This is a genomic window from Pseudomonas sp. SDO5522_S412 (genome assembly GCF_054071215.1).
Genome location: NZ_JBSVWQ010000208.1, coordinates 1 through 9,857, shown reverse-complemented (window position 1 = coordinate 9,857; position 9,857 = coordinate 1). Strand labels below are relative to the sequence as shown.

General features: G+C 60.5%; 15 protein-coding genes. 6 read left to right on the top strand and 9 right to left on the bottom strand.

Translation table 11 applies throughout. The features are described from left to right. Window positions 1-73: 73 nt before the first annotated feature. The 6 genes from ACW9I6_RS26705 to ACW9I6_RS26680 are packed head-to-tail and all read right to left on the bottom strand — an operon-like array spanning window position 74 to window position 3,011. The gene (locus ACW9I6_RS26705; RefSeq protein WP_008432300.1) at window positions 74-415 is read right to left on the bottom strand and encodes a HopJ type III effector protein; all 342 of its coding nucleotides are present in this window, start codon (window positions 413-415) and stop codon (window positions 74-76) included. Next, window positions 408-704 (bottom strand): DUF1244 domain-containing protein, encoded by a 297-nt coding sequence (locus ACW9I6_RS26700; RefSeq protein WP_008432302.1) that lies wholly within the window; start codon window positions 702-704, stop codon window positions 408-410. Before ACW9I6_RS26700 ends, ACW9I6_RS26705 begins: the two co-directional genes overlap by 8 nt. A gap of 23 nt (window positions 705-727) precedes the next feature. Further along, entirely contained in the window at window positions 728-1,099 is a 372-nt protein-coding gene (gene folX, locus ACW9I6_RS26695; RefSeq protein ID WP_003208474.1) for a dihydroneopterin triphosphate 2'-epimerase, read from the bottom strand. Window positions 1,100-1,101: 2 nt separating this feature from the next. Further along, window positions 1,102-1,662: a GTP cyclohydrolase I FolE gene (gene folE / locus ACW9I6_RS26690; RefSeq protein ID WP_003208476.1), complete on the bottom strand. Its 561-nt coding sequence runs from the start codon at window positions 1,660-1,662 to the stop codon at window positions 1,102-1,104. Window positions 1,663-1,682: 20 nt separating this feature from the next. Next, window positions 1,683-2,393 carry a dihydromonapterin reductase gene (gene folM, locus ACW9I6_RS26685; RefSeq protein WP_008432306.1) on the bottom strand — a complete coding sequence of 237 codons (711 nt, stop codon included), beginning with the start codon at window positions 2,391-2,393 and terminating at the stop codon, window positions 1,683-1,685. Window positions 2,394-2,450: 57 nt separating this feature from the next. Beyond that, window positions 2,451-3,011 carry an antibiotic biosynthesis monooxygenase gene (locus ACW9I6_RS26680; protein WP_008432309.1) on the bottom strand — a complete coding sequence of 187 codons (561 nt, stop codon included), beginning with the start codon at window positions 3,009-3,011 and terminating at the stop codon, window positions 2,451-2,453. A gap of 215 nt (window positions 3,012-3,226) precedes the next feature. Between ACW9I6_RS26680 and ACW9I6_RS26675 the strand changes: the two genes are divergently transcribed. Next, a complete protein-coding gene (locus ACW9I6_RS26675) occupies window positions 3,227-4,183 on the top strand; it encodes a MerR family transcriptional regulator (protein ID WP_457340031.1) in 957 nt (318 codons plus the stop codon). Window positions 4,184-4,185: 2 nt separating this feature from the next. On the opposite strand, the gene ACW9I6_RS26670 is transcribed toward ACW9I6_RS26675, so the two are convergent. Together ACW9I6_RS26670 and ACW9I6_RS26665 are read right to left on the bottom strand one after the other, a co-directional pair. Further along, entirely contained in the window at window positions 4,186-4,791 is a 606-nt protein-coding gene (locus ACW9I6_RS26670) for a hypothetical protein (RefSeq protein WP_003208483.1), read from the bottom strand. Between the two features lie 58 nt (window positions 4,792-4,849). Next, window positions 4,850-5,317 carry a PAS domain-containing protein gene (locus tag ACW9I6_RS26665; protein ID WP_457340030.1) on the bottom strand — a complete coding sequence of 156 codons (468 nt, stop codon included), beginning with the start codon at window positions 5,315-5,317 and terminating at the stop codon, window positions 4,850-4,852. 113 nt (window positions 5,318-5,430) lie between these two features. On the opposite strand from ACW9I6_RS26665, the gene ACW9I6_RS26660 reads away from it, so the two are divergent. Beyond that, on the top strand, window positions 5,431-5,886 hold the full coding sequence (locus ACW9I6_RS26660; RefSeq protein WP_003208486.1) for a flavodoxin: 456 nt from the start codon (window positions 5,431-5,433) through the stop codon (window positions 5,884-5,886). Here the strand turns inward: ACW9I6_RS26660 and ACW9I6_RS26655 are convergent. After that, on the bottom strand, window positions 5,867-6,763 hold the full coding sequence (locus tag ACW9I6_RS26655; RefSeq protein ID WP_457340029.1) for a LysR family transcriptional regulator: 897 nt from the start codon (window positions 6,761-6,763) through the stop codon (window positions 5,867-5,869). The genes ACW9I6_RS26660 and ACW9I6_RS26655 overlap by 20 nt on opposite strands. Window positions 6,764-6,862: 99 nt before the next feature. Between ACW9I6_RS26655 and ACW9I6_RS26650 the strand changes: the two genes are divergently transcribed. The 4 genes from ACW9I6_RS26650 (at window position 6,863) to ACW9I6_RS26635 (ending at window position 9,759) form a co-directional block, all read left to right on the top strand. Further along, window positions 6,863-7,249 carry a CidA/LrgA family protein gene (locus ACW9I6_RS26650; protein ID WP_008432321.1) on the top strand — a complete coding sequence of 129 codons (387 nt, stop codon included), beginning with the start codon at window positions 6,863-6,865 and terminating at the stop codon, window positions 7,247-7,249. Then, window positions 7,239-7,925, top strand: coding sequence for an LrgB family protein (locus ACW9I6_RS26645; protein WP_102368140.1), 687 nt, complete (start codon window positions 7,239-7,241; stop codon window positions 7,923-7,925). Before ACW9I6_RS26650 ends, ACW9I6_RS26645 begins: the two co-directional genes overlap by 11 nt. 149 nt (window positions 7,926-8,074) lie before the next feature. Further along, window positions 8,075-8,857, top strand: coding sequence for a class II aldolase/adducin family protein (locus tag ACW9I6_RS26640; protein WP_003208491.1), 783 nt, complete (start codon window positions 8,075-8,077; stop codon window positions 8,855-8,857). After that, window positions 8,857-9,759 carry an alpha/beta fold hydrolase gene (locus ACW9I6_RS26635; protein WP_457340028.1) on the top strand — a complete coding sequence of 301 codons (903 nt, stop codon included), beginning with the start codon at window positions 8,857-8,859 and terminating at the stop codon, window positions 9,757-9,759. Before ACW9I6_RS26640 ends, ACW9I6_RS26635 begins: the two co-directional genes overlap by 1 nt. Window positions 9,760-9,857 lie beyond the last annotated feature (98 nt).

Below are 9,857 nucleotides of genomic sequence, written 5' to 3'. Positions count from 1 at the left end.
AGTCACCCGATGTATTGACTGACACTCTGCTTTCGCGAGCAAGCCCGCTCCCACATTTTGATCTATGTCTGACTCAGGATTTGCGGGTCAGTGGCTGTGCGGCAAACTTCACACCCGCCAACCCATGCTCGATCAGCGCACGAATGTTGCCATGGTCACTGCCTTCAGGCGTGGCCAGCACCGAACGGTAATGCTCGCCAAACGCCAACAGCGCTTCCTGGTCGCTCAAGCCTTCCAGCAGCGCCAGGCCCAGGGTCTTGCACGAACCTTCGTTCTGCCCGGCGGCGTTTTCCACGCTGCCATTGGTGAACGCTTGTGGCTGGTAGTCGTAACCCGCAGCCACAAAGGCCAGGGTATCGGCAAAAACATGTTCGCCACTGTTGAGGCTGGCGCGCAGAGTGTTCAGGTCAGTCATGAGTTTTTCCTTTGGCGAATGCCGCTTGCTGTTCGGCACTGGCTTCTTGCTGATATTGGGCTTTCCACTCGGCGTACGGCATGCCGTACACCACTTCACGGGCGTCATCGAGGCTCAGCTCGATCTGGCGCTCGTCGGCCTCGGCCTTGTACCACTTGGACAAGCAGTTGCGGCAGAAGCCCGAGAGGTTCATCAGGTCGATGTTCTGCACATCCTTGCGGCTGTCCAGGTGGGCCACCAGCCGGCGGAAGGCGGCGGCTTCGAGTTCGAGGCGTTGTTGATCGTTCATGATGCTCACTGCAAAGGTAAGGGTTAGCGACTGGCCGCCAGGGTGATCGACACCGATTCGGCAAAACGCAACGCATGGGGTTTGTCGACTTCGACTTCGGCGTACAGCACCGATGTATTGCTCATCACCAGGTCGAGGATCTCCTGGGTCAGGCGCTCCAGCAGGGCAAAGCGGTTGCCTTCCACATGGGCGATGATCGCCTTGGTGATGGTGCGGTAGTTCAGCGCGTGGTCGATGTCGTTGTCGCGCACGGCTTCCTGGGCGGCATACAGGATGGTCAGGTTGATCAACACATCCTGCTTGTTGAGGATTTCATCCTCGTTGATCCCGATAAACGTGCGCAGGCACAGGTCCTTGACCCGGATGCGCGCCATGCCTGGCTGAAGTTGTGGCATTGCTACTTGCTCCGTCCAATCAGTTGCAGGAACTCCATGCGCGTGGTGTTCGACTCGCGGAAGGCGCCGAGCATCACCGAGGTGTTCATGGTTGAATTCTGTTTTTCGACACCGCGCATCATCATGCACATGTGCCTGGCTTCGATCACCACCGCCACGCCGGCGGCCTGGGTCACCGTCTGGATGGCGTCGGCAATTTCCCGCGTGAGGTTTTCCTGGATCTGCAGGCGACGGGCGAACATGTCGACGATACGCGCCAGCTTCGACAGGCCGAGCACCTTGCCGGTCGGAATATAGGCCACATGGGCCTTGCCGATAAAGGGCAGCAGATGATGCTCGCACAGCGAATACAGCTCGATGTCCTTGAGGATCACCATCTCGTCGTTGTCGGAGGAAAACAGCGCACCGTTGACGATTTCTTCCAGGTTCTGCTCGTAGCCGTGACACAGGTACTGCATGGCCTTGGCGGCACGCTTTGGCGTGTCGAGCAAACCCTCGCGCTCGGGGTCTTCACCCAGGCCCTTGAGGATCTCGCGGTAGTGGTGGGGCAGGGACAAAGTCATACAACATCCTCGCAAACGGCTTACTTGATATGCCGCCCGCCGTTGACGGTCAGGGTGGTACCGGTGACATACGGGTTATCCAGCAGGTAGCGCACGCTCTGGTAAATCACCTCGGGGCCGGGCTCGATGCCCAGTGCCGCCTTGGCCAGGACCTTGGCGCGGTAGGCCGCGTCGTCGCCCTCGTTGAACATCACCATTGCCGGGGCAATGCCGTTCACCTTGATATCCGGTGCAAGCTGCGCGGCAAACGACAAGGTCAGGCTGTCGAGCCCGGCCTTGGTGGCGCAGTAGGCAATGTGCTGGCGGCTGCCCTTGCGGGTCACGTCATCGCTGATGTGCACGATATCCGCAGGCGTGGAGCGTTGCAGCAGGTAAGCACAATGCAGGTTGATCAGGTACGGCGCAAGCATGTGCACGCTGAACATGTCGGTAAAGGCGCGGCTCTCGTCGCCGGGCGCTTCCGCTTCCCAGGCCGAGGCATTATGAATGATCGCCCGCAGGCTTTGGGTGTGCGTCTTCAGTTCGTCGATGAAGGCGAGAATACCGGTCTCGTTGGAGAAGTCGGCAAACACACCGATCGCACCGCGTTCGCGCAAGGCTTGCACGCCGGGACGTTCGCTGCGGTAGCTGAAAATCACTGGCTGCCCTTCGTCCAGCAGGCGCTGGGCGCAATGCAGGCCGACGCGCTGGCCGGCACCGGTGATCAGGATCGGGGCGGGTGTTGAAGACATGAGAGGCTCGAATCGCTGGCAGGCTAAAACTATACCAGCGAGCGGCCTCCCTTGTACTCAAGCAGCGGCTTCGGTGGCCTTTACCCGGGCTGGCGCCGGATGCAGCCAGCCGGCCAGCAGGTGGGTCGACAACGGGATAAAGAAGTAAACCATCAATGGCGTGAGCGCGAGGGTGCTGACCAGCACACGGCTCAACAACCCCAACTCGCTGAGCAGCGGCTCAAGGCCGAAGTTGAACAGCAGCGACACCGGGAAAAATGCCAGCCAGATGGCCACGGCCTGCTTCCAGCGCGGCGGACGTGCGGCGGCGGCGCCAAACCAGCCGTCGATACCGCGTACGCGATGCTCCGACGGCGCAGCAAACAGCTCACTGCCACGCCCGAGCCATGCGCCACGGGAGGCGGAAAACTCCCACGCATGCAGGGTTTTTTCGTCGGCGAAGCGGAAAATAATCTGGAACTCGTCATCGTTGGGCGGCGGTGCAAGCACGCCTGAACCCAGGTAACCGGGGAAGTCCGTGGCCAATTGCTCGCCTTCGCGCAGCCAGGCCATCAACTCTTCATAGCGACCCTTGGCCACGCGGCGCGCAACCATCAGGGTGACGGGGGAGGTAGACATTGTGTATCTCCATAAGGATCAGGTGCACTGGGCCGGGTAGGCGGCGCACGAACGAAGCTGCGGGGTAAGCAGCCACGTTGAAAAAACAGGCAAGGATTATTCCTGTTTTGCAGAAATACACCAGCGACATTGGTCGGCTTGTCGAAGACCTTGAATCGGACAGCTGTATGGGCGTTAAATGGGATCCAAGTTCCTGACAGTATATTGATGCCCTGATGTCTGTAATGACTGCTCCACGTCCCGAAATGGCCCTTGGCAACCCTGCCGATTCCGATGAGCTGTTTCCGATTCGCGAAGTCGCGAGATTGACAGGCATCAACCCTGTCACCTTGCGTGCCTGGGAACGGCGTTACGGGCTGATCCACCCGGTTCGCACCGAAAGTGGGCACCGCCTGTATTCGCGCACCGATATCGAGACCGTTCATCGCATTCTTGACTGGATCGAGCGTGGCGTGGCGGTGAGCAAGGTCGGCAAGATCCTCGCCCGCGACGATCATCAAGTCGAAGCGGCGGCTGCTTCGCCGGCAGGTGCAGAGCATGAGTGGGCCCAATGGCAGGCGCAGTTGCGAATGGCCGTCGGTGCCTTCGACGACCGGCAACTGGACCGGTTGTATGGCCAGATTTTCGCTGCCTACCCGGTCGCGGTGGTGTTCCAGGACATCCTGATGCCCCTCTGGCAGCAACTGTTGCGACATCAGGGGTTGTTTGGCCAAACCAGTGAATGGCTGTTTTTTGATGGATTTCTGCGCAGCCGAACCTGGAAACGCCTGCAGATAGGCTGTGCCTCAGCGGCGCCGCGGGTATTGCTGGCGGCCATTGCGGGGGAGTGCCGAGAGCTGGAGTTGTTGGTCGCAGGCCTGTTGATGAGCGGTGACGAGTTGGCGGTCAAGGTCCTGGCTGTGGGCCAGCCGATGGATGAATTGACCCTTGTCTGTGAAAAAACCAGGCCACAAGCCCTTGTGGTGTTCTCCAATCACTCGCCGGCCAATGGCTTGCCTCGGCGCCTTGAGCGGCTGGCCCTGACCCTGGATTGCCCGCTGTTGCTGGCCGGCGATGCGGCGGAGTTGGCGCAGGAACAACTGGCGGGTTCATCCGTCGGCTGCCTGGGTAACGAAGGGCGATTGATGCAGCGCCGCTTGCAGCAGTTTCTGCGCGGTAACCTGGATACCTGACTTCAGGCGTGGACTTCGGGGTGAAAAAGGCGATGTTGCTGCAGGATAAACTGGCGCAGGCGCTCGGTCTCATCCACATCGTTCTGGCTCAGGCGGTAGGCGAACAATCCTCGGGCAGTTTCCCGTTCCAGCGTGCCCCGCACCGAAATGCGCTCGTACCCGGACGGACTGAACCACAGCGAAAAGGTTCTTGGCGCCTTGATCCGCCCGCGAATTTCCACCAGCAATCCCTTGAATGACACCTCATGCACCCACAGCGCACCGGGCTGGCCCTTGATGTTTTCCAGAGGTACCGGCTCTTCGAGCGCCAGGCGCCACGGGCGGATCATCGGCCCGTCTTCGAAAATACTCGGTACACCCAGCCGCAGATGCACGGCATGAAACTCGTCTTCCACCAATTGCAGCGGAAACGTCATTTGCTGGTTGTCGAATTGGGCCTGGAGGGTGACATGGTCATGGGCGGCCAGGCGGGTGAGCAGATCTCGAATCTGCGCACCGCCATTGACCGTCAGGCTCGACGACGCGTCCCGCACATTGAGTTGCGGGTTATGGTGCATGGTCTGAATAAAATCCAGCTCGTCCTGCGTCAAAAGCGCGTCGCGTTGCATTGATCTTGCTCAAGAAAAAGGTATTAAAACGCCATTATCTCTTTAAAGACCGCGTTTTCTAGTTTTTGTTAGATCCGCTCGTCGCCTTGAGTGTCGCAAGCTCCGCCTTGAGGTCAGCCAACTGGGCTTCCAGTTGCGCGACACGCTGCTGGGCCTTGACCTGAACGGTCACATCCTTCTGCACACCGACAAAGTAGGTCTGCTTGTCGACCGGGTTATAAACCGTCGATAACGACAGCTCGTTCCAGAAATGCGTGCCGTCCTTGCGGTAATTGCGCAGGATTTCCCGGCAGGCGCCGCCACTCTCCAGGGCTTCGCGAATCGCCATCAGCCCCGGCTGGTCACGATCGCCCGATTGCAGGAAGCGGCAGTCCTGATAGAGGATTTCGTCGAGGGTGTAGCCAGTCATGCGCTCGAAGGCCGGGTTCACATAAATCAGTGGCTTGTCCTTGCCTTCGCGCTCGGCGATAACGATGCCGTCGTTGGAAGCGTTGATCACCAGTTGCATCAGCTTGGCGTTAATCATTGAGCGGTCCATGGCTTGTAGTTGGAGTTTGCAGTTTAAGACATGCCGGCAGCCTGTCCATGGGCCCCAGCTGTTAATATCCCAGGCTTTTAGTCAGCTACAGGATCAGATTGATGAAAGTCGCCATCCTTTCCGGCTCGGTGTACGGCACGGCTGAAGAAGTCGCCCGTCATGCTGCAAGCATCCTCAACGCGGCCGGCTTCGACGCCTGGCACAACCCGCGGGCAACCCTCGCCGACGTACAGGGCTTTGCTCCGGAAGCCTTCCTGGCCGTGACGTCCACCACTGGCATGGGCGAACTGCCCGACAACCTGCAGCCGCTGTACTCGACCATTCGCGACCAACTGCCGGCCGCCTGGCGAGGCTTGCCCGGCGCGGTGATCGGCCTGGGCGACGCCAGCTATGGCGACACGTTCTGCGGCGGCGGCGAGCAAATGCGCGAGCTGTTTGCCGAGTTGGGCGTGCACGAAGTGCTGCCGATGCTGCGCCTGGACGCCAGCGAAAGCGTGACCCCGGAAGCCGACGCCGAGCCGTGGCTGGCCGAGTTGGTCACTGCACTGCGCGGTTGACCGGGAACTCGCGCAATAACGCCAGCCAGGCCTGGGCGGCTTTCGACAGATAGGCGCCCTCACGCCAGATAAAGGCAATGTCCCAGCGCAGGTAGTCCGGCGCCTTGAGCGTCAGGCGCACCACCCCGGGCCGCACCAGGCCCCGGGCTACTACGCTGGGCAGCAACACCACGCCTTGGCCGGCGGCCACCAGGGCCGCGAGGAAATCCGCCTGGCCGCTGCGCCCGCTTTCTTTCGGGGTAAAGCCCAGTTGCTGACAGGCCTGGAGCAGGCGGTCGTTCAACACAAAACTGCGCTGGTACATCAGGAACGGCGTGTCAGCCAACTCCTCCAGGCGGATCTGCGCGTTATCGGCCAATGGATGGTCCATCGGCAGCAGGGCATCCAGCGGTTCATCGCAGAATGCCTGCCAGGCGAATGCCGGGTCGCTGGGCATCAGGCTGCCGCCCACTTCCAGCTCTCCGCTCAAGATCGCCTGCTCGATATTGCGGCTGCCGCCTTCCAGCAACTGGATGGTGACGTTCGGATAACGGCGGCGGTATTCGGCAAACAGCCCGGCGAACAACGTGTCGCCGCCCAACTGCGGCAGGCCCATGCGCAACTCGCCACGGGTCAACTGATTCAAGTCATCCAGCTCACTGAGCAATTCGGTTTGCTGGCGCAGCATGGCCTCCGCCTGCTGCAGCACCACTTGTCCGGCAGCCGTCAGGCGAATCTGCGAACCCAGGCGATCCAGCAGCGGCGTGCCCAGGCTTTGCTCCAGTTGTGCCACCTGCTTGCTGACGGCGGATTGGCTGATGTGCAGGGTTTTGCCGGCCTGGGTAAAGCCGCCGCGGTGGATCACTTCGACAAAACTGCGCAGTTGTTTAAATTCCATCGACATGATTCCAGTTTGGAATAGCTTGCAGTCTAACAATTCGCTGTGGGGATGCCAGGGGCCTCTTTAAAATGGGAGCCCTGCGAGGACCCAAAGCTCATGAAACGTTTCACCTTCAAAGTCGTCGGTCGGTTGTTGACTGAACTGATTGTGCTGCTGGCCATATATTTTCTGGGCTGCCAATTGGCCGCCTGGCTGAGCTGGCCTATTCCCGGTGGTGTGATCGGCCTGGGCCTGTTGTTGCTGACCTTCGCCACCGGCCTGGTAAAACCGGCGGCCCTGCAACTGGGCGCCGGTGTACTGATGGCGGAGATGCTGCTGTTCTTTATTCCTGCCTTGATGAGCCTTTTGGACTACGGCGGCCTGGTAAAGCACGACGGCTGGCGGATCATGTTGGTGATCGGCTTCAGCACCTTGTCGGTGATGCTGGTGACTGCGTTTACCGTGGAATTCGTCTGCCGCTGGAAGCTGCGCCATGAAGCTTGAGCTGATGCCGATGTTCTGGCTGGCGCTGACCCTCGGTGCCTACGGCTTCAGCCGCTGGATCTACCGGCGCACCGGGCGCTACCTGCTGTCGCCGCTGATTCTGGTGCCGGCGCTGCTGCTGGCGGTGGCCGTGCCGATGAAAACCGCCTATGCCGAATACGCCACCGACACCCACTGGCTGATGCTGGTGCTGGGCCCGGTGACCGTGGCGTTCGCGATTCCGATCTGGCAACAGCGCCAATTGCTGATGCGCCACTGGTCAGCGTTATTGCTGGGGATGGTCGCGGGCAGCGCGGCGTCCATCGCCACTTCGTATGGCCTGGCCAAGGCCCTCGCTCTCGACAGCTCGGTGACGATGTCGTTGGTGCCCCGTTCGATCACCACCCCGTTCGCGATGCCGGTGTCTTCCGACCTGGGCGGCGTGCCGGAACTGACGGCGGTGTTCGTGATGTTCACCGGGGTGTTTGGCGCCATGCTCGGCGGCGTACTGCTCAAGTGGTTGCCGTTGCGCACGCCATTGGCCCGTGGCGCATTGTTTGGCGTGGGCGCTCATGGCGCGGGTGTCAGCCGGGCTCATGAGGTGGGCGGTGAGGAAGGCTCCGTGGCGGGCCTGGTAATGGTGCTGACCGGCTTGCTCAACCTGTTCGCCGCACCTTTATTGGCGTCGCTTCTCTGACACGCGCAGAACAAAATCGAACTATCCTCAGGACTGACCCGTTCGGTCATCAAGCTGGCTGCCAATGCAACTACGGCGGCCTCGAGGTCTGACTAGACTGCCTCTTCACTCAAAAAAACAATAATAAGCGCGCCAAGGAGGTCATTGCCGTGAGCCTAGCCACTGTTCAATCGACACACAGTGTAAAAGACCAGGTCAGCGCGGCCGAATGGCAGGCCCGCGTCGACCTCGCCGCGTGCTATCGCCTGGTTGCGATGCATGGTTGGGACGACCTGATTTTCACCCACATCTCGGCCAAGGTGCCGGGCACCGAAGACTTCCTGATCAACCCCTATGGGCTGATGTTCCACGAGATCACCGCGTCGAGCCTGGTGAAGGTCGACCAGGCCGGCAACAAACTGATGGACAGTCCCTACGAGGTCAACCCGGCGGGCTACACCATCCACAGTGCGGTGCACGAAGTACGGCACGATGTGGTCTGCGTGCTGCACACCCACACCGCTTCCGGCATTGCCGTCTCCGCGCAGAAGCAGGGCGTGCTGCCCATCAGCCAGCAATCACTGTTTGTGCTGTCCAGCCTGGCCTATCACGCCTACGAAGGTGTGGCGCTGAACCACGAGGAAAAGGCCCGTTTGCAGGCCGACCTTGGCGAAAACAATTTCCTGATGCTGCACAACCACGGTCTGCTGACCTGTGGCGGCAGCATCGCCGATACGTTCCTGATGATGTTCATCTTCCAGCGCACCTGCGATATCCAGGTGATGGCGCAGAACGGTGGCGCTGAACTGATCAGCATTGCGCCGCAGATATTGGCCGGTGCCCGGGCGATGATCGCTGGGGTCACCAAAAGCGCTCAGGGCATGGGCGGCGCGCTGGCGTGGCCGGCGTTGCTGCGCAAACTCGATGCACTCGACCCCGGGTATAAAAGCTGATGCCACTCGCCGAGATCCCGCTGCGCATCTGGCGCCAGCGTGCCCAGGGCTTTGAGTTTCGCGGCCGCACCATTCGGTACTGGGTGGCGGGGCAGGGCGAGCCGTTGCTGCTGATCCATGGTTTTCCCACGGCCAGTTGGGATTGGCATTACCTCTGGCAGCCGTTGGCCCAGCGCTATCAAGTGATTGCCTGCGACATGCTGGGGTTTGGCGATTCGGCCAAGCCGCTGGACCACACCTATTGCCTGCTGGAGCAGGCGGACTTGCAACAGGCGTTGCTGGAGCATCTTTGGGTGCAGCAGCCGGTGCATGTGCTGGCCCATGATTACGGTGACAGTGTTGCGCAGGAGTTGTTGGCGCGGCATTACGAAGGCCGGTTTCGGATGGGCAGTTGTGTGTTTCTCAACGGTGGGTTGTTTCCGGAGACGCATCGTCCGGCGTTGGTGCAGAAGCTGTTGCTGAGCCCATTGGGTTGGATGATCGGGCGGGCGTTTGGGCGTAATGCCCTGGCTAACAGTTTTGGGCAGATTTTCGGGCCGGCGACTCGGCCCAGTGAGAGTGCGCTGGATGATTTCTGGAGCTTGATCGAGAGCCAGGATGGGCCGCGGATTTTGCACAAGTTGATTGCGTATATTCCTCAGCGTCGGCGGCAGCGGGATCGATGGGTGGCGGCCATGCAGCGGGGGGAGGTGCCGTTGCGGGTGATCGATGGGGAGGTTGATCCGATTTCCGGGGGGCATATGGTTCAGCGTTATCGTGAGCTGGTGCCGCACGCGGATACGGTGTTGCTGGCGAATATTGGGCACTACCCGCAGATTGAGGCGCCGGTGCAGGTGTTGAAGCATTATCTGGCGTTTCGGGAGGGGCTTGGGGTTGGGGCTGCTCGGGTGGCTTATTCTTGATTGGGGTTGAGTACATATCCGTTATTTAGGTAACGGCGGCTTATGGTTCCGCTCTTACAGCGGGTCACTTTTGAAAAGCGCAAAAGTAACCAAAACGC